This window comes from Pelolinea submarina, assembly GCF_003966975.1.
Lineage (GTDB): Bacteria > Chloroflexota > Anaerolineae > Anaerolineales > Anaerolineaceae > Pelolinea > Pelolinea submarina.
Genome location: NZ_AP018437.1, coordinates 2237364 through 2256534, shown reverse-complemented (window position 1 = coordinate 2256534; position 19171 = coordinate 2237364). Strand labels below are relative to the sequence as shown.

The 19171-nt window shown below is 49.5% G+C and carries 20 protein-coding genes, 1 tRNA gene and 1 pseudogene; 3 read left to right on the top strand and 19 right to left on the bottom strand.

What is annotated here, in order from left to right:
- Positions 1-2: 2 nt before the first annotated feature.
- The 18 genes from Pelsub_RS09970 to Pelsub_RS09885 all read right to left on the bottom strand — a co-directional run bounded on the left by Pelsub_RS09970 (position 3) and on the right by Pelsub_RS09885 (position 16289).
- Positions 3-248, bottom strand: coding sequence for a HypC/HybG/HupF family hydrogenase formation chaperone (locus Pelsub_RS09970; RefSeq protein WP_116223887.1), 246 nt, complete (start codon positions 246-248; stop codon positions 3-5).
- A 7-nt stretch (positions 249-255) separates the two neighbouring features.
- Complete coding sequence (gene hypF, locus Pelsub_RS09965; protein ID WP_116223888.1) at positions 256-2556, bottom strand: carbamoyltransferase HypF; 2301 nt, start codon at positions 2554-2556, stop codon at positions 256-258.
- Positions 2543-3220, bottom strand: coding sequence for a hydrogenase nickel incorporation protein HypB (gene hypB / locus Pelsub_RS09960; protein WP_116223889.1), 678 nt, complete (start codon positions 3218-3220; stop codon positions 2543-2545). Before hypB ends, hypF begins: the two co-directional genes overlap by 14 nt.
- Positions 3221-3228: 8 nt before the next feature.
- Positions 3229-3573, bottom strand: coding sequence for a hydrogenase maturation nickel metallochaperone HypA (gene hypA / locus Pelsub_RS09955; RefSeq protein WP_116223890.1), 345 nt, complete (start codon positions 3571-3573; stop codon positions 3229-3231).
- A gap of 45 nt (positions 3574-3618) precedes the next feature.
- On the bottom strand, positions 3619-4101 hold the full coding sequence (locus Pelsub_RS09950; protein WP_116223891.1) for a hypothetical protein: 483 nt from the start codon (positions 4099-4101) through the stop codon (positions 3619-3621).
- 59 nt (positions 4102-4160) lie between these two features.
- Entirely contained in the window at positions 4161-5591 is a 1431-nt protein-coding gene (locus Pelsub_RS09945; protein ID WP_116223892.1) for a Ni/Fe hydrogenase subunit alpha, read from the bottom strand.
- A gap of 11 nt (positions 5592-5602) precedes the next feature.
- Positions 5603-6145, bottom strand: coding sequence for an NADH-quinone oxidoreductase subunit B family protein (locus Pelsub_RS09940; protein WP_116223893.1), 543 nt, complete (start codon positions 6143-6145; stop codon positions 5603-5605).
- 31 nt (positions 6146-6176) lie between these two features.
- Complete coding sequence (locus tag Pelsub_RS09935; protein WP_116223894.1) at positions 6177-8096, bottom strand: molybdopterin-dependent oxidoreductase; 1920 nt, start codon at positions 8094-8096, stop codon at positions 6177-6179.
- 24 nt (positions 8097-8120) lie between these two features.
- Positions 8121-9764 (bottom strand): NADH-quinone oxidoreductase subunit NuoF, encoded by a 1644-nt coding sequence (gene nuoF, locus Pelsub_RS09930; RefSeq protein ID WP_116223895.1) that lies wholly within the window; start codon positions 9762-9764, stop codon positions 8121-8123.
- Positions 9765-9777: 13 nt separating this feature from the next.
- Positions 9778-10254 carry an NADH-quinone oxidoreductase subunit NuoE gene (gene nuoE / locus Pelsub_RS09925; RefSeq protein WP_116223896.1) on the bottom strand — a complete coding sequence of 159 codons (477 nt, stop codon included), beginning with the start codon at positions 10252-10254 and terminating at the stop codon, positions 9778-9780.
- Positions 10255-10317: 63 nt separating this feature from the next.
- The gene (gene nuoF, locus Pelsub_RS09920; RefSeq protein WP_116223897.1) at positions 10318-12099 is read right to left on the bottom strand and encodes an NADH-quinone oxidoreductase subunit NuoF; all 1782 of its coding nucleotides are present in this window, start codon (positions 12097-12099) and stop codon (positions 10318-10320) included.
- Between the two features lie 40 nt (positions 12100-12139).
- Positions 12140-12508 (bottom strand): (2Fe-2S) ferredoxin domain-containing protein, encoded by a 369-nt coding sequence (locus Pelsub_RS09915; RefSeq protein ID WP_116223898.1) that lies wholly within the window; start codon positions 12506-12508, stop codon positions 12140-12142.
- A 25-nt stretch (positions 12509-12533) separates the two neighbouring features.
- Positions 12534-13085, bottom strand: a complete 552-nt coding sequence (locus tag Pelsub_RS09910; protein ID WP_116223899.1) for an ATP-binding protein — start codon at positions 13083-13085, stop codon at positions 12534-12536.
- A gap of 12 nt (positions 13086-13097) precedes the next feature.
- The gene (locus Pelsub_RS09905; protein ID WP_116223900.1) at positions 13098-13616 is read right to left on the bottom strand and encodes an NADH-quinone oxidoreductase subunit NuoE family protein; all 519 of its coding nucleotides are present in this window, start codon (positions 13614-13616) and stop codon (positions 13098-13100) included.
- A 144-nt stretch (positions 13617-13760) separates the two neighbouring features.
- Complete coding sequence (locus tag Pelsub_RS09900; RefSeq protein ID WP_126440489.1) at positions 13761-14531, bottom strand: PHP domain-containing protein; 771 nt, start codon at positions 14529-14531, stop codon at positions 13761-13763.
- Between the two features lie 14 nt (positions 14532-14545).
- Positions 14546-14890 (bottom strand): DRTGG domain-containing protein, encoded by a 345-nt coding sequence (locus tag Pelsub_RS09895; protein WP_116223902.1) that lies wholly within the window; start codon positions 14888-14890, stop codon positions 14546-14548.
- On the bottom strand, positions 14880-15926 hold the full coding sequence (locus Pelsub_RS09890; RefSeq protein WP_116223903.1) for a CBS domain-containing protein: 1047 nt from the start codon (positions 15924-15926) through the stop codon (positions 14880-14882). Before Pelsub_RS09890 ends, Pelsub_RS09895 begins: the two co-directional genes overlap by 11 nt.
- A gap of 3 nt (positions 15927-15929) precedes the next feature.
- Positions 15930-16289: a DRTGG domain-containing protein gene (locus Pelsub_RS09885; RefSeq protein ID WP_116223904.1), complete on the bottom strand. Its 360-nt coding sequence runs from the start codon at positions 16287-16289 to the stop codon at positions 15930-15932.
- 84 nt (positions 16290-16373) lie between these two features.
- On the opposite strand from Pelsub_RS09885, the gene hisS reads away from it, so the two are divergent.
- The 3 genes and pseudogenes from hisS to Pelsub_RS09870 all read left to right on the top strand — a co-directional run bounded on the left by hisS (position 16374) and on the right by Pelsub_RS09870 (position 18367).
- Positions 16374-17642 carry a histidine--tRNA ligase gene (gene hisS, locus Pelsub_RS09880; RefSeq protein WP_116223905.1) on the top strand — a complete coding sequence of 423 codons (1269 nt, stop codon included), beginning with the start codon at positions 16374-16376 and terminating at the stop codon, positions 17640-17642.
- A gap of 143 nt (positions 17643-17785) precedes the next feature.
- Positions 17786-18217: pseudogene (locus tag Pelsub_RS09875) on the top strand (RNHCP domain-containing protein); the annotation flags it as partial.
- A gap of 78 nt (positions 18218-18295) precedes the next feature.
- A tRNA-His gene (locus Pelsub_RS09870) sits at positions 18296-18367 on the top strand.
- A gap of 417 nt (positions 18368-18784) precedes the next feature.
- On the opposite strand, the gene Pelsub_RS09865 is transcribed toward Pelsub_RS09870, so the two are convergent.
- Positions 18785-18991 carry a YwbE family protein gene (locus tag Pelsub_RS09865; RefSeq protein ID WP_116224992.1) on the bottom strand — a complete coding sequence of 69 codons (207 nt, stop codon included), beginning with the start codon at positions 18989-18991 and terminating at the stop codon, positions 18785-18787.
- Between the last annotated feature and the right edge of the window lie 180 nt (positions 18992-19171).

Sequence of the window (19171 nt, the reverse complement as noted above, 5' to 3'; positions counted from 1 at the left end):
CCTTAGCTTTCGCTTTCTTCCTGCAGGCTCTCAATTTGGGCTAACAGGTCGAGTGTTTCTTTGGCTTCCGATTCGCTCATGGTGCTTATGGCGAAACCGGCGTGCACAATAACGTAATCACCCAGTTTGGCTTCCGGTGTGGCCTCCAGGCAGACTTCCAGCTCAACGCCGTCGAAGTCAATTTTGCCCATACGGGTGCCTTCCTGTGTGGTAATTTCAATGATCTTTCCAGGGATTCCAAGACACATAGTTTGTTTACCTTTCTAATAATTCTAACTGCTGGTTGGCGATAAACGCCTGGCCCAGCGCGATACAGCCGTCGTTTGGCGGCACATGCCGGTGAACCAGGACGGTGAACCCGGACGCTTCAAGCGCCGGAACAGCCTCGTTCAGTAAAGCCATGTTCTGCCAGACACCGCCGGAAAGGGCCACCACGGATGAACCGCTTTCCTGGCGGATAAATTCACAACCAGACAAGAGCATTTTTACCACCGAATGGTGGAATTTGGCGGAAATAACCGCAGGCTGCACGCCTGCGCGCAGGTCGTCCACAATTGCCCGCAAGAGCGGAGCAAAATCGATGATTCCATCGGACAGCGTGAAAGGATAATCCCCCGCGGCTTGCGGATCACGTACGTTCTCCAATTCAATGGCTGCCTGGGCTTCGTAATTAATCTCCTGGCAGATACCGATCAGGCTGGCGACCGCGTCAAACAGGCGCCCCATGCTGGACGTGCGCGGGCAGTTGATATCCTTTTCAAGCTGCGCTGCCAGAACAGCGCGATCTTCCGCGGACAGGGCTTGCATGGGCGGCAAATCATCGCTCCAATCGATGCCGGCCTGGTAAAGGTAAGCCGCGGCCAGCCGTTTGGGCTGGCGCACGGCGCTGTCGCCGCCGGGCAGGGGATAGTAGGCCAGGTGCAGGCGCCGCTCGAATGCGGCGTAATTGCCGTTGAGCCATTCGCCGCCCCAGATCCTGCCGTCCATTCCCAATCCGGTGCCGTCGAAGATGGCACCGATGACCGCTTCAGGGGACTCCCAGGCATTATCAGCCAGACAGGCGCCCAAATGGGCGTGGTGGTGCTGCACATTGAGGATGGGCAGCCCTTCGCGCTCGGCACGTGCCTGCGCGTACTGCGAGGACAGGTAATCCGGGTGAAGGTCGCGCACGATGGCAGTTGGCTTGACCTTGAAGATGTGTTCATAGTGCGGGATGCCGCTCTCAAAGGCGCGCAGGGTTTCCAGGTTTTCGAGGTCGCCGATGTGATGAGAGAGGAAGGCGTAATGGTCTTTGGTCAGGCAGAAAGTATTCTTCAGCTCCGCGCCGACCGCCAGAATTTCACGCAAGGGCCCTGCGGATTTGAGCGGGTTGGGGGCAAAGCCGCGCGAACGGCGGAAGAAGTAAGGCTGCCCGCGGAATTCTGCTAAAACGGAATCATCCAGGCGCGTTTCAATGTCGCGGTTGTTGAGCAAGTAGCCATCCGCAATAGAGGCCAATTCATACAAAGCACTGTTGTTCGTATAGGCAATAGGTTCTTCACTGATATTGCCGCTGGTCATCACGAACACTTCCGGGTAACCTGGCTCCGGTTCCAGCAGCAGATAATGCAGCGGGGTATACGGCAGCATGACGCCTAGTGTGCGCAGATTGGGAGCAATCTCAGGGGGCAGTTCGGCATCCGGTTTGCGCTGCAGGATGACGATGGGCCGCTCTTTGGATTCCAGCAAAGCCTTTTCGACCGGAGAAATGCGGCAGTACTTTTTAGCAACGGCGCTGTCCCAGACCATCACGGCAAAGGATTTCAGCGAACGGCGCTTGCGCCGGCGCAGTTCATCAATGGCCGCCGGATTGGTTGCGTCGCAAGCCAGATGAAAGCCGCCCAGGCCTTTAAGCGCTACGATTTTGCCCTCTTTCAGGTAAGCGCGCGCCATTTGAATGGCGCCTTCATCTTCCGCTTGCCTGCCGCTTCCGGTTTGGAACCATACCTGCGGACCGCACTCGGCGCAGGCTACCGGTTGGGCGTGAAAACGGCGGTCCAGCGGGTCGGCATATTCATGCGAACAATCCTCGCAAAGCTGGAAGTTTGCCATGGTCGTCAATGGACGGTCGTAAGGAATGTCCTTGATGATGGTAAAGCGCGGGCCGCAGTTGGTGCAATTGATGAAAGGATAACGATATCGCCGGTCGGAAGGATCGAACAGCTCGGACAGACAGTCATCACAAATGGAAATATCCGGAGAGATGGGGATGAAACCGCCCGCTTCTGATTTGCTTTCCAGAATAGTAAAGGCAGTAAACCCGTCCGGACTTGCGGGTTGAACGTCCAGGCTGTCAATATGAGCCAGGGGTGGGGGATTATGGCGGATTTCATCAATGAATGCAGCCACATCAATGGCATCGCCATTGGCTACAATGTCCACACCTGCGGAGGAATTCCTGACCCAACCGGTCAGGTGGTATTTATGTGCCAGGGTATAGATGAAGGGGCGGAAACCCACGCCCTGCACGATCCCCTGAATATGGATTTTATTTCCGATTAGCTCATTGCGTGGCATGCTTTTTCGCGTCAATTTGCGCGCGCAGCCAATTTAACCAGGTGTCCAGGCCGTCGCCGGTCTTGCTGGAGAGTTGGATGATCTCTACGCCCGGATTGAGGATCTGAATCCCTTTTTCAAAGTATTCAAAGTTGAAATCCACATAGGGCTTGAGATCGGTCTTATTGAGCACCAGGCATTGGATGCCGCGGTAGATATTGGGATATTTATAGGGTTTATCATCGCCTTCCGGAATGCTGGCGATGACCACGTTGATATGCGAGCCCAATTTAAAGGCCGCCGGGCAAACCAGATTGCCAACGTTTTCAATGATGACCAGGTCAACCTCGTTTAAATCCAGCGCTTGCATTCCTTTACGCACCATCAGCGCGTCCAAGTGGCAGTCGCCGCCGGTGTTAATTTGGGTAACGGGAATGCCGAGGGCATGCACTTTATCCGCGTCAATGGTAACCGGGGCGGTATCGCCTTCAATTACGGCGATTTGATAATCTTTCGCCAGTCCCTCAATCGTGCGCAGGATCAGGCTGGTTTTTCCGGCACCCGGTGAAGCCATGATGTTGATGGCCAGGGTGTGATTTTTATCAAAAGCTTGCTGGTTTTCTTCGGCCATTTGGTCGTTAGCATCCAGTATTTTTTCAACAATTTGTACTTTCTCTGTGGACATTGCTTACCTCATTTTTCAATTTCAATGCTTTGGAGCAGAAACTCATCTCCTGCGATGACGCGGATATTCACGCTGCCGCAATTTGGGCAGGGCGAAAGCTCCCCATCCAACGCGTATTCTGTCTGGCAGGATTGGCATTTGAATTTAGCCGGCTGCCGCTCGATATTTAATTTTGCCTGACTGCATATAGTATCCGCGCTGATCATGTCCCAATAAAATTGGACGCTGTCATCGACAATGCCGGATAGCGTGCCGATCAACAAATTCAAGCTGGTTACTTTTTTGGCGTCGTTTTCAAGGGCATATTCGGTGGCGGTCTTCAACAACGATTCGGTTACAGCCAGTTCATGCATGCAAAATATTATACTATTAAGATAAAAATACTATAAAAATGATAATTATTCCAAGAAATCATGCTTCAACAACGCGAACGCCTGGTTCACTAATTCAGCCGTTTGATCTGATAATTCTCGGCTGAAAGCGAATTGAAAGCCACGCACGGAAAGCATTTTCGACTTGGGATAGTGCCCTTTGAGGGACTGCGCAACAGCCAGGCAGGAAGAGGCCGTGAAGTGGTGCGTGAAGGGGGAGTTCTGGAATTCCGGCTCTAAAGCATGGTAGCTGATATCTTCCTCGATATTTCCGGTATGCGCGTCTATAAACAGCGCGCGGTCGTAATCGGCAATGGTATCGGCCATTTCAGGAAGTAACTGGAAGTTGAACCAGATATCCAACCCGGGCTTAACCGGAATAACGTCGCTGCTGAAAAGGTCGGCTTCCGGGCAATCACAGGCAGCCACAATCTTGTTGAGCAAGTGCCAGGCCACACCGTCATCTTCCCGATCGGGATTTCCGTATCCAATAATAATTGTTGATTTCATTTTGGTTAAAAAAGTGCCGCCAAGTTATTGGCGGCACTGATCATTCTTAGTCGCAGGTTTTACGCGTCCCGCCGCAGGGTCTTGATTAGATTTCCTTCGGCATCGTTGATATCGACCAGCATAGGCATCTGACCGACTGCGTGCGTGGAGCAGGACAAGCAGGGGTCGTGGGCACGGATGGCCGCTTCCACACGGTTGAGCAAGCCTTCTTTGATGTCGGGACCGGTGATATAGGTCTTGGCAACCGAATCGACTGCTTCGCTCATGGCCCAGTTGTTGTGGCCGGTGGAGACGATCAGGTTGACTTTCATGATCTGGCCGTTCTCGCGCGCAACATAGTGGTGCAGCAGGGTACCGCGCGGCGCTTCGATAACGCCCACTCCTTCACCCTTGAATTCATGGTGAGTGTTGAGGATGTCCTTCCCCATAATATCCGGGTCATCCAGTAAAACCCTGACTTTTTCAATGGCGAAAAGGGTCTCGATCAAACGGGCATAGTGGTAATGCAAGGTATTTTCAATCGGTTTACCGGCATTCATGGCGCGGTATTCTTCAAATTCCTTCTGAGCCAGAGGCGTATCGAGTTTTTCGACAGTATTCAGGCGGCCCAGCGGACCCACGCGGTAAACACCTTCGGGATAGCCCATCTTCTTGTAATAAGGGAACTTCAGATAGGACCAATCTTCAACGTGTTCGGAAATGACGTCCAAGTAATCGTTGGAGTCAAATTTCTCCAGCTGTTTGCCATCTTTACCGACCAGGCGAATATCGCCCTGGTAGAGTTCGAGCGCGTTTTCAGGTGTGACCAGGCCCATATAGCCGCTGGAGAAGACCGCGAACTTATTGATGTCTTCCTGATTGGCCGCGGCCCAGTCTTTGAAAATCTTGAGTCCGACCATGGTGGTAGCGATAGCTTCGTCAATACCAGCCAGGATCGCGTCGCGATCTTCGGCGCACAGGGTTTTATTAACACCACCGGGGACAGCAAAGTTGGGATGGATGCGGCGGCCGCCGACCATGTGGATGATTTCCTGGCCGAATTTGCGCAGTGCAACAGCCTTCAGCGCTAAACCGGCGTCAGCCTGAATCAGGCCGACCACATTGCGGGTGGCAGGATCGGCATCGAAACCGAGGATCAGATCGGGCCCGGCCAATTCAAAGAAGTGCATGCCGTGGCTTTGGATGATCTGGCCCATGTGCATCAATTCGCGCAGCAAAGATGCTGTGCGGGGCGGGGGGCAGCCCATGACCTGGTCGCCGGCTTTGGCGGAAGCCAAATGGTGGCTGACAGGGCAAATACCGCAGATGCGTGGGGTGATGGAGGGCATTTCGAAGACCATGCGGCCTTCGCAGAATTTCTCGAAACCGCGGAACTCGTTCACGTGGAAATAAGCGTGCTCGACCTTTCCGGCTTCGTTCAGATTAATCGTAACCTTGGCATGACCTTCAATGCGGGTTACGGGTTCGATAGTTATTTTTTGGGCAACCATTTCTTTTACCTCTAATTCCACATCAGATTCTTGTGTTCCAGCTTGGGGATACGTCCCTGGGCCAGTTCACTCAATGCAAAAAAGATGATATCTGCATCGGGCGGGCAACCGGGAATGAAAACATCCACCGGAACAACTTCGTGAATGGCGCGTACTCGTGTGGGCACGGCCAATTCGGGGGAAGAAGGCACCTTACCGCTTGCATCAGTGGAAGGGGTTTCAATATATGCACGATTTAAAGAATCTTCAAGTGTGAAGAAATTACGCATGGCCGGTACACCGCCAAATACTGCGCAATCACCCAGCGCAACCAAAATCTTACAGCGGCTGCGCATTTTTTTCGCGACTTCTTCGTTGTATGTATTGTTGATGCCACCTTCAAGGATACCGACTGTAACACCGTCTTTATCGGGTTCCTTCAGGTCAGTGATTGGCGTAGCGCGTAAATCCACCAGTTCAACCAGCTGCGCAATACGTTCGTCAATATCTAGAAGTGACATATGGCAGCCAGCGCAACCGGCCAGCCAATCACTTGCTACTTTGGGTTTTGCCATATTTAACACAATCTCCTAAAAGTATTTTTATTTAGTCTACTACAACTGCCGTAGCGGCGTTCAGTGCGCTTTCCCAAGCGGAGGACAACTTGACATCCATGCTCTCGGCTAATTTTGCGAAAGCGTCGGCATTCGAGTAGATACCTTCCGGTGCTGTCAGCGCGGCTTTGGCGCTCAACAAACGGCCATCCAAATTCAGGAAGTGGCCGGCTTGCTCGAGCCAATTGGTTACCGGCAGAACGACGTCCGCGGACGCGGTCAGCGGGGAGACATAGCTGCTGAAGACAACCATGGTCGGTACTTTTTCAAATTTGCCCATGAACTGCTGGGTGAATACTTCATCACCAGCCGCCAGGACGACTAATTCTACACCGGATAAGTCAACGGTGTTGTCCAAATCCATTTGAGCGGCAGCCAGGCTGTTGATATTGCCTTTGGTGGAGATAAATGTCGCTTTCAGGTCATTAGCGATATTCAAGGCGGCATTGTACGCGCCGATTTCATCGCTGAAATCATAGCGGCTGCCCATGATTACGGCAGGTTTCTCGCCGGCTTTCAAAATCTTGACGGATTCGGCTAATAAAGCGGCATCCAATCCATAGGCCCCGGCAACTTTCTCAACCGCGCTGTCGTTGGACAGCAAACCTTTGAGGTCGCCAAGGAAAGCGGTCTCTTTACCAGCGGGTACGCTGAGAACTGCATCGGCGAAATTCTTGAAACCGGATTCCGCCTTGCCGATGTGGATCAGCTTTGCGCCATCCGGCAGTCTGCGCTTCATGAAGAAGCTTAATACTTGGTGATCTTTGGTGATGTCTTCACCAACAACCAGATAGGTATCCGCAAAATTCAGGGCATCCAGTTTTGTCTCAAAGGGTTTGCCTAACAAAGAAGCGGCTTTGGTGGCCGGACCGGTTATCAGGCTGCCTTCGGTGCTGAAGAATTTTTCAATACCAGCTGCCTGGCAAACCTGTTTGAAGGCATCCATCGCTTCCACGGATAACCGGGTTGAGACTACAGCGGCTGCCTTGCCCTTGGCTGATTTTAATTGGTCTTTGACCGCGGCTAATGCATCGTCCCAGGTGGCAGCTTTGGAACTGCCGTCTTTCTTGAGCATGGGGGTCAAAACTCTTTCGCGGTTGTCATCCATGGGGTCGAAACGGCCGACTTCGCAGAGCAAACCGCCGCTGATCGGGTCATCCCAGTTGCCTTCGATGCGGACCAGACGGTTATCGCGGGTGAGCACATCCAAACCGCAGCCGATGGAGCAGCCCTGGCAGATGGTCTTGGTGCTGTCGACTTCGGTTTCCTTACCCTGGTAAGCGCTCCAGCGGTCAATCAACGCACCGGTGGGGCAGATCTGCACACAGGTACCGCAGCCGATGCAGGAGGATTCGCCCAGAGGCAGACCCAAGTCCGCGACCAGGGCGCTCTCTGCACCGCGCTCTTCGAAACCGAGCGTGTAATTACCAACCAGCTCACCGCATGCGCGTACACAACGGCGGCACAGGATGCAGCGGTTGTTTTCCATAATGATGAAGGGATGCGAGGCATCCACAGGGAAAGGTTTCCAGTTCGGCTGCAATGGCCAGTGGGTCATGTCCTCGGCATACGCCGCGTTCTGCAGCTCGCAGTCGCCGCCGCTAACCTGGCAATATGGGCAGAAGTGATTGCGTTCACTGAAAATCATGGATAGAACGAATTTGCGGGCATCCCGAACTTTTTGGGTATCGGTGTGCACCTTCATTTCGTTGTTTACCGGCAGCGTGCAGGAAGGCTGCAGGGTGCGGGCGCCTTCTACCTCAACCAGGCAAAGACGGCAGCCGCCATAAGGGGTCAACTGAGGATGGTCGCACAATGTCGGGATTTCAATTCCGGCTGCTCGTGCGGCATTCAGAACAGTCGTACCTGCCTTTACTTCAATATTTTTTCCATCAATTGTCAAATTTACCATGTTTATTTTCTCCGAAAATACAAATTAGACCGTTGTGGCGGTTTTGCCGCTCATCGGGCAAACCCCCGCAGGGCATACTTTATTGGTGATGTGGGCGTCTACTTCAGCGCGAAAATAATTCATAATATCCTTTAGTGGAGACCCTGCGGTTTGCCCCAGACCGCAATTGGACATTTCATACAACCATTTACTGATTTCTTGCAAATCATTGGTGTCTTTTGTGCTTCCCAAGCCTTCGGAAATGTTATTCAAAATTTGATAGGCACGTTGATTTCCGATACGGCAGGGATTGCACTTTCCGCAGCTTTCAAAACGGAAGAAGTTGAGCAGGACTTTTGCCAAATCAACTACACACGTCTCGTCGCTGCAAATCAGCAAAGCGCCTGAACCCATGGAGACACCCGCTTTTGCATAAGAATCATAATCCATGGGCGTATCCTGAAGGACCGACGGAATAATCGAGCCGCTGGATCCTCCGGTTTGAGCTAATTTGAAGTGCCTTCCATTTCTCATGCCTTTGGCATAGATAGAAATCACCTCGCGCAGCGTGATCCCCATGGGGACTTCAACCAAACCGGTATTGTTGACGTTGCCCAGGATGGTATAAACTTTCGTGCCCGGGCTGGAGGGCGTTCCGAATGATTTGAACCAATCCGCCCCATTGCGCAGGATAGGCGGAATATTGGCCAGCGTTTCCACATTATTGACCAGAGTGGGTTTGTCCCACAAGCCATTTGTGGTGGGGTAAGGCGGGCGTGGGCGGGGTTCACCGCGCTTGCCTTCGATGGACTCAATCAGAGCCGTCTCTTCACCGCAGATGTAAGCACCCGCTCCGCCGTGCACGTGCAGGTCGAAGTTGAAACCGGATTCGAAGATGTTCTCTCCCAGGAATCCCATTTCCTTAGCCTGCAAAATGGCTTTCAATAAACGTGCTTGAGCCAGCGTGTACTCACCGCGAATGTAAATATAGCCCTCATCCGCGCCAACCGCGTACCCGGCGATAACCATGGCCTCGATAATGCTGTGCGGATCGCCTTCCAGAATCAGGCGATCTTTAAATGTACCGGGTTCACTTTCGTCCGCGTTGCAAATGACATAGCGCTTGTCCCCGGCAGCGTCAGCCACGAAACCCCATTTCATACCGGTGGGGAAGCCCGCGCCGCCGCGGCCTTTAAGTCCTGATTTTTTGACGACATCAATCACATCGGCCGGTTTCATTGTGGACAATACCTTGCCCAGGGCTTGATAGCCGTCGTGAATAATATAATCTTCGATGGAATCAGGGTCGATCAGGCCGGCGCGCTCCAATACGATACGCTGTTCGGCAGGGAGTGTTCCTGCTCTTGCTGATATCCAGGCAATCTTACCGCTGAGTTCCTTGGTGGGAGCTTGCAGACGGGAAGCGATTCTTCCTTTGTATAAATGTTCTTCTACCAGGAAATGAACATCATCCGGGGCCAATGGGCCGTAAACGACTGCTTCCGGGTAAACAATAACGAGTGGCGATGCATCAATGCGATCAATATCCGAAACCTTGGATAAGGAGATTTCGTCTGATAAATTGAAAGCTTTCAATTCATCCACCAGCCGCGAGTAAATTTCCTCTGAGCCTTTTTCGATAGAGTGAGGATCACTGGAAACCAATACCATAGATCGTTTGATTTTCATTTTTATTCTCCTTTCACTCGTATCTTTCTAAAATATCGTGGACCTGGTCCGGGTTGATGTTTCCATAGATATCGTCATCAACCAACATTACCGGGCCGACAGCGCAAACGCCAAGACAACTGGTCGTTTTCAGTGTCCATTTACCATCCGGACTGGTTTCTCCGGGTTTGATTTGCAGCTCCTCCAGGAGCGCATCCCAAACTGCTTTGCCGCCAGCTACATGACAGGGAGCACTTTCACAAAACTTAATTACATGTCTGCCAGTCGGCTTGGTTGAAATCATGTGGTAAAAACTGGCAACTGAGTAAACTCTGCTTTGAGGGATGTGCATCACCTCGCTGATTTGTTCCAGCGCGTCATTTGGAACGTAGCCCAATTCCTGACTGACTTTCATCAGAATTGGGATCAATTCCTCCTGCCTGGCATGAAACTCACTAACTGCTGCATTGACCGTTTTAATTACATCCCGACCGTTATTGTTTTTAGACATGCAAGTTCCTCCTTCTAAGGTGCATATTTATATTTTTGATCGAGATAAAAGTTAAATCCTTTCTTACTTCACCAAGATTGCGTCGTAGTTACAAACATTCTTGCAGATGCCGCAACGGATGCAGGTGTCGGGATCAATGCTATGTGGCTTCTTTGCTTCACCGCTGATTGCATTCACTGGACAGTTACGTGCGCAGGCTGTGCAGCCAACGCATTTATCCGGTTCAATTTCGTATTGAATTAAGGCCCGGCAAACTTTAGCGGGGCACTCTTTCTTATAAATATGTGCTTCGTATTCCTCACGGAAATTCTTCAAGGTGCTGACGATCACGTTGGGCGCGCCCTGGCCTAAACCGCATAGGCTGTCCTGGCGAATTTCAACGCAAAGCGCTTCCAGCAATTCAATATCGCCGTCGCGGCCTTCGCCATTGCAGATGCGGGTAAGGATTTCCAACATGCGGCGGGTGCCGACACGGCAGGGAACACACTTGCCGCAGCTTTCATCCTGGATGAAGTCCATGAAGAAGCGCGCGATATCGACCATGCAGGTCTCGTCGTCCATGACCACCATACCGCCGGAACCCATGATTGAGCCGGCCGCGGTCAATTTTTCGTAATCGACTGGTAAGTCGAGATATTCTTCGGTCAAACAGCCGCCCATTGGGCCGCCGGTTTGGATGGCTTTGAAATTGCGGCCGTTCTTGATGCCGCCGCCGACGTCAAAGACGATCTCGCGCAGGGTGATGCCGAAAGGAACTTCGATCAAGCCGGTGCGATTTACGTCGCCGGCTAACGCGAAGGTCTTGGTGCCTTTGCTTTTTTCGGTACCCATGCTGGAGAACCATTCCGGTCCGCGGATGATAATCTGCGGTACGTTCGCGTATGATTCAACGTTGTTAATATTGGTGGGTTTGCCAAATAAGCCTTTGACCGCCGGGAAGGGTGGGCGCGGGCGAGGCTCGCCGCGTTTGCCTTCGATGGATTTCATCAGAGCGGTCTCTTCGCCGCAAACAAAGGCGCCAGCGCCTTTACGTACTTCCAAATCGAATGAGAAATCAGTGCCCATGATGTGCTCGCCCAGCAAGCCATATTCACGAGCTTGTTCGATGCCGATATTCAGCGTTTTCACAGCGATGGGATATTCAGCACGGCAATAGATATAGCCGCGGGTGGCGCCGATCGCGTAAGCGGCAATGATCATGCCCTCCAACACGGAGTGCGGATCGCCTTCCAGAACACTGCGGTTCATGAAAGCACCGGGATCGCCTTCATCGGCATTGCAAATGATGAATTTGGTATTTGAAACGGTATCGCGGGTGAATGACCACTTTAAACCGGTGGGGAAACCCGCGCCGCCACGGCCGCGCAGGCCGGAATTTTGAACTGTTTTGATGACCTGATCAGGAGTCATCTCGGTGAGGACTTTCGCCAAAGCCTGGTAACCATCTTCAGCAATGTAATCTTCGATATTCTCGGGGTCAATCTTGCCGCAATTTCTCAGAACGACACGAACTTCCTTGGAGGTAGGCTCGTTTAATTCTTGAACTTGTTCTTTCTTGGGGGGAGCCAAGAAATCGGGGACGGGTCGGCCCTTTAAAAATTGTTCTTCAACCAGGAAAGGAATTTGATCCTTTTTCAGGTTGATATAGTGAAGACCTTCCGGGTAAACCAGGATCTCGGGGCCCATTTCACAATTGCCAATGCGGGGCGTATCTAAAACTTGAACCTCATCCTGAAGCCCCTTGGATGCGATTTCATCTTTCAAGGCCTGCATAATTTCCATTGACCCTTTGCTTGTGCAAACGGGGTCGTTGCAGACTAATATATGGGAACGAAAGTATGTCATTATTCTGTTACCTGTGCAATCTTAAAATTTTGTAAAAAGGTTATAAAGTGATCACGTGATCCTGAACAAGATTGCCTGAACCAACGTGCTCCTTCATAATCTTTTTGGCTACATCGGGATTGACTTTGCCGTAGGTGACTTTTTCTTTGCCGGATAAAACGACTTGCATGATCGGTTCCTGTTCGCAGAGACCGATGCAGCCAGTCTGGGTGACTACAACATTCTCGATATTATTCGCTTCAATGTAATCCAAAACGGATTTCATGGTCTCGCGCGCGCCGGCAGCAATGCCGCACGTACCCATACCAACGATTACCTGAGTGGAACCGCTGTTCTCGGAAATTTTCCGTTTGGCTAAAGCAGCATCTCGAACATTTTTTAGGTCATCTAAGCTTTTAATCGCGTTCATCTTTTCTCCTATAAACTCGATTGGTCTAATTATTGTCCTGATTAATATTACTTACACCTTCAGATATCACTTTTTTTAGATAATTGATTACCGATGGATCTGATAAAGCTACATCCGCTAAGATTTCTTTGATAGGTTGATCATCCAGCGTGAAAGACTTCTCATCAACTTGATAATTGAAAATCCAATGAACTTGCGGATAACCAATCAACAAATTCAGAAAAGTTGTTTGAAGATCACCTAACGGCATTCGATCGATGTGACTGCGTTGGAAATTCACCTCAATCTGCGTTCCCACACCGAGCTGGGAATGAATACTGAGGCTGCCTTGACAGGCCTCGGCTGCGGCTTTTAAAAATGGCAAGCCTAAACCGACTTTGCGTGTAGTGCGGCTAGTAATGAAAGGATCGGTGACACGCTTTACGGTCTCCGCATCCATGCCTTTTCCATTATCTTTGATGGTAATGGTCAATATATCTTTATTAATGTTCTCTAAAACTGTAATTTCAACTTTTGAAGCACCAGCATTAACGCTGTTCTCTGCAATATCCAGGATATGCAGCGAAAGTTCCTTCAATTCAGGACTCCTTTACCCCTCTTTCTCAAGGGATCGGATCAGTTGAGTAACTTTTGAGGGTTTCACACGACCGTAGATGGTGTCGTCAACCACAACAACCGGAGCTTGACTGCATGCACCTACGCAGCGACAAGCTTCCATGGTGATGGAGATGTTGCCATCTTCAGTGGTGTCGCCCAGTTCTATGCCGAGCAGCTGCTTGGCCTTCTCAACAAGTTGAGGCGATCCGCCAACGTAGCAGGCAGTACCCAAGCAGAACTTGATGGTATGCTTACCGCGGGGACGGGTAGTAAAAAATGAATAGAAAGATATTACACCGTGAACTTTGCTGACCGGAACGTGCAGACTGTTGGCAATGTAGTCCTGGATCTGTTCGGAAACAAATCCAATTTTTGTTTGGACTTCATTGAGAATTACCATGAGGCAGCCAGGCTTCTCACGGTGTTCTTCCAGAATTGCATCAATCTGGGCAGCTAATTCAGGATTTTGGGTTGGATCAATTTGGGAAGTATTTGATATTGTGTTTAGCATTTATTTCGCCGTAGATTAAATTTGGTTAAAACCATGTGATTTTACCACGGTTTAAATAGGTAGTTTGTATAGTCAATATTATAGGGGTGGATAGTTAAATCGTGTCCGGAAAATACCCCGGAATGGCGCAGCGAGCCCCAACCTTTACAGATTGATTGATAAATTCCGATATTTTCTTCCATCTATACCTAAAATTGCCTTTCGAATTTCATTGACAGTAGGTTTTTCTATAAAAAATTCATTCCAGCCAAGGATGTCCTCTAAAAAGTGGGCATCACCGCTTTGAATCAGATGGTAATTTGCCAGTTGCGGATACTCCGCTAAAGCCTGAGCGGGAGTGATGTGGCGTGAAATTTCCAGGATTTCAAGATTGATGTCCTGCGGAATAAAACCAAGAATGGGAAAAAGGCCAAAAGCGGAACGGTTGACATGGGCCGGGATCATTAATCCCTGATGGCCTAAAACCAATTGCCAAGCTTCCTTGAGGGACAGGGAACATGAGCTGATGAGCAGACGTTCCTCCCTGCGAATAAAATCACCGGTTTGATCTACTTCGAACTGCTCGCCGAAGAATTCGATGTTATTTCGGATATCGGGCATAAAAGGCATCAGGTGATTAAAAAAATCTCGTATTTGCACAAGAGAATCAAAGAGACATAAGCTGTGTATTTCTTCGCGGGTCTGCAATTCAATGGCGGGCAAAACCGTGACGCTGGTTCCCTGGGCCGCCTGCATGACGGCTTCAATATTGGCGATGGCGTTGTGATCGCTGATGGCGATCAGGTTAATGCCCTTGGACTCAGCGGTCTGTATTATTAAAGGAGGGATCATCTCGATTGCAGCGCAAGGAGACAGCACAGTATGAAGATGAAGTTCAGCGCGGTAAATTTGAAAATTATGAGTGGGCTCAGTCACAGGGAATTTGGATATTATTGATCGCGCAGACCCATTTCCCACAGCTTGCCGCTAATGTAAAAAGAATTCTGCGGACAGGAAAGCAGCGTGATGCCTTCTTCATTCGCTTTCTTTATTGTCTCCGCGTCCGGTTGGGCGTTTTCCGTGATGATTACGGCGGCCAGTTCCAAAAGGCAGGCGACCGCGACAATATTATTATGCGCCTGCAGCGTCACCCAGATGGATTGGTGCTTGGCGCCGGTCATTACACAGCTCAACATATCCGAAACATAGCCATGAGTTGGGGAAATACTCGAAAAATCTATCGGTTCGGTCAAAACTTTTAATTGAAGATCTGTAATTATCTGATCAAGCGTCATTTTCCGTCTCCTTTTTTCCCTTTCCAGTATAGCCTTCTCCAACTACATCTTCACCTTTAAGGAAGAACTTCATGGTTAAATGAGTACCTTTGCCTAGTTCAGACCGCAAATCCATCTCATCTGCGCAGCGGGCAATGTTGGGCAGCCCCATACCGGCACCAAAACCCAGCTCCCGAATTTCTTCAGTCGCGGTGGAGTAGCCCGGCTTCATAGCCATATCGACATCTTCAATTCCGGGGCCTTCATCCCAAACATAGACTGAAATTTGGTGTGGTTCAATTTCAACATGGATAGTGCCGCCATGAGTGGTGTGGATAATCAGGTTCATTTCCGCTTCATAGATACCGATACCCACACGGCGTGCTAATTGGGCGTTGGCACCCAGGCGCAGCAGCGCGCGCTTGATTTTGCTGGAAGCGGAGCCGCCGTGGGTGAAGTCATAATGTTCAATGGTGTAGCGTAAGATCAGGCTCGAACGGTCAGATTCAATATCCTCAAAGAGATGCGAAGCGCGATAGCGGCGAACTTCTTCTTCTATATAATCATGTTCAAGGGCGCGAAGCAGGCCGTAAGTTACGTCCCCTTTGGTGAGTATTCCGGCCAAAGTCCCGTTCTCGTCCAACACAGGCAAACGACCGAGGCCAGTACGGGCAAATAATTTGAGCGCTTCGGTAAGGTAATCAAACGAATTCACCGTGACCAATTTGGTACTCATGTATTTGGTCAGGTTTGCATCGATATCCTGATTCGCCAGGCATTTGATCAGGTCTTCCGTGCTGACCATGCCCAATAAGGCATGGCTGTCGTCATCCACGATGGGAATACCGGAGATGCGATTCTCGCGCATGGTTACCAGCACATCCTGCATGCTGTGATCGGGGCTGAGTGTTTTCAGACTGCTTGACATTACATCCGAGATTTTCAGGATGTAGGCCAGCTCTTCGACGCGCGTAATCTTCCCAGCCATTTCATCCGTGATGATCTTCCCTTTAAATCTGGAGGGTGACTGGTCGAAGTTCGTGTCTCGATTGTTCATATTTTATTCCGATATAGGCTGTTCTAAACTGGGTAATCCGGCTAAATAGAGGCGGCCCGATAATTCGAACATTCCGAAAGGCGAGGTTATCAATGGAATGCCTTCTTCATTGGCCAGGTCAATGGTTTCTTGTGGCGGCTTTTTTCCGCGAACGAAGATGATCGCAGCCACATCCGACATTTGGGCAGTGCGGACCACTTGTGGGTTGCACAAGCCGGTCAGCAGGACCGCGTTTGGTTGGATGGACGCCAAAACGTCGCTCATCAGATCAGCTCCACAACCGCCTTTAATTTCGCGGGTCAGGTCTGCGGATTTGGTTAGCAAATCGCCATCAATAAACTTTATGAGATTTTTGATATTCATGCAGGGCAAACTACTTTCCTCAATGTTTAATCCATAATCCAAATAATTATATGTTAAAATTTTTTTAGAATTGGACGAATTACAATGAAGAATATTATTCAATCTGTCAAAGGTACACGCGAGTTTTACCCGCCAGAAATGGCGTTAAGAAAATGGATGTATGGCAAGATCACGGAGGTTTCGCACTCCTTTGGATATCAGGAATACGACGGGCCTTTTCTCGAGTCCATTGAGCTGTACGCTGCCAAATCTGGCGAAGAGTTGGTAAAAGAACAATCCTTCGTTTTTCCGGACCGGGGTGGAAATTTAATTACACTGCGTCCGGAACTTACCCCAAGCCTGGCGCGCATGATTGCCCAGCGGCAAAATCAATTGGTTTATCCCATACGTTGGTGGTCGTTTGGTCCTTTTTGGCGTTATGAAAAACCGCAAAAAGGACGCACGCGCGAGTTTTTCCAATGGAATATCGACCTGATTGGGGTGGACTGCCCGGAAGGGGACGCGGAATTGGTGGCTATTGCCGCAGAATTTTTCAAAGCAGTCAACCTGACTTCCAGTGAAGTAAAAATACTGGTTAATGACCGCCGGTTGATGGACCAGCAAATGGTAAAGCTGGGCGTTACTTCGATGGATCAAAAGAAGTCCATGTTGAGTATCATTGACCGCCGTGACAAACTTAGCGTAACCGATTGGGAATCCTACGTACTGGAATCCGGTTTTACCTCCGAGCAGCTTGATGGGCTGAAAGCAATCCTGAACGACAAAGAGCTTTATAAGTCGTCACCGGAAGTCATGCGCTTTTTTAACGCGTTGGAAGCACTGGGCGTGGCAGATTATGTAGTCTATGATCCGCGGGTTGTGCGCGGGCTTGATTACTACACCGGAATTGTTTTTGAGGCGCGCGATGTAAGCGAAAGTTCCCGAGCTATCTTGGGCGGCGGACACTACGGCAACCTGGTGGAAGAAGTAGGCGGCGATTCAATTGCGGGCGTAGGTTTTGCTATGGGCGACGTTGTGCTGCCGCTGATTTTGGAAGAATTTGGTAAATTGCCGGAATTGGTATTGAATCCGGCCAAAGTGCTGGTTACAGTTTTCAATGCGGAATGCCATGCATATAGCTTGAAGATTGCAACGAAACTGCGCGAAGCCGGCATCAACGTGTTGGTTTACCCGGAGATCGCGAAAATAGGCAAACAGTTCAAATATGCCGATCGGGTAGGCGTTCAATATGTGATTGTGGCCGGTCCGGATGAGCGCGATCAGGAAATTTTGCAGATCAAGGATATGCAAAGCGGCGAACAGAGCAGCGTGAAAATAAGCGAAGTAGTAGAAGCTATCAAGAAATTAATGTAAACGATATTCGTTATACTAATTAAATAAGATTGAAAAGGAGAATCTCATCGTTGATGGGATTCTCCTTTTTTGGTAGAATGGACCTGTTTGAAAAACACTACTTCATGGAATAAAGATTTTCGCCTCGTCAGACATCCTTCCGGTGTCTGAATTGTCATAGTTTAATTTCCAATCGTGCGGTAGGCACAAAACATCGTAATCATTGCCCAAGTTGTCTGTGGTCCAGACATTTGGATGCAGGCCGTCCCGGCGACAGGTTGTCCACCTGTGGCGCACGTATGCAGCCAATCGGCCTCACGTTGAAACCCGGCAAGGTTAATCGCTATGCCAGGGAAAACAGCGGCGAGATTATGCTGGTGCATTACTGCCTTTCATGCGGCAGGATCTCCTGTAACCGTATCGCCGGTGATGATAATGCTTACTCTATTATTGATCTGCTAAATGAATCCTTAGCTTTGGATTCATCCTGGATGCGAGAAATGAGTGCTAACCAAATTAGCCTGTTGACTTCTGCAGATAAGCAGATGGTCCTACGAGCACTCTTTGGGAATGCATATTTGGATTTCGATAAATAGAGTGGAAAAAGTCGATAAATTGACTGAGAAATGACTTGCCCTGACGTGGCGAGCATAGTAAAATCAGTGTCTGGTATGGTGGCTGTAGCTCAATGGCAGAGCACTTGACTGTGGATCAAGTGGTTGTGGGTTCGACCCCCATCAGCCACCCAGACACTTGAGCCTCGAAAGAGGCTCTTTTTTTTTGATTTTCCACGGATGCACACAGATAAGAAGCTGAAGTTTTTATTGTTGATGTCCACAGATGACATCGATTTAATGAAAAGCAAATTCACGATTTCTAGTACTGTAGGTTTCCTGACGCTTTCGCGCCAGGACAGGCGACCCCATCAGCCACCCAGACACTTGAGCCTCGAAAGAGGCTCTTTTTTTTTTATTTTCCACGGATGCACACAGATAAGAAGCTGATGTTTTTATTATTGATGCGCACAGATGAGACCGTTCATTCGGCCTTTTTGTTTAATTTTCCACTGATGCACACAGATAAATTGCTAATGTTTTCATTGTTAATGTACACAGATGACATCAATATGAGAATAGATAATATTTGGGTAAAGAAAGCAATGCCTAATTATTCGTTTCGTCCACCAACTCTTGAACTCTGCCAACCTGGCCATTTTCCAAACGAACTTTGATGCCATGCGGGTGGGTACTGGATTTTGTTAGGAGATCTTTCACAATTCCTTCTGTTAATTTGCCTGTTCTTTGATCCGCTTTTAATACGATTCTAACTCGCTGCCCAACTCTAATTTGATTGCGAGGGATTGTACTCATATATTTAACACCTTTCATGCTTGGTTTTAATAAATTAATAATGGTTTTAATATAATCGAAAAAAATCATGTCAAAAGATATGATCATCTTTTTTGAACGCTCTTTCTTCTCCCAATATATAAGTTTACAGCTTTATCCCCAACCAGGAAGGAGTTCGTATTAAATTTGACAAAAAATAGA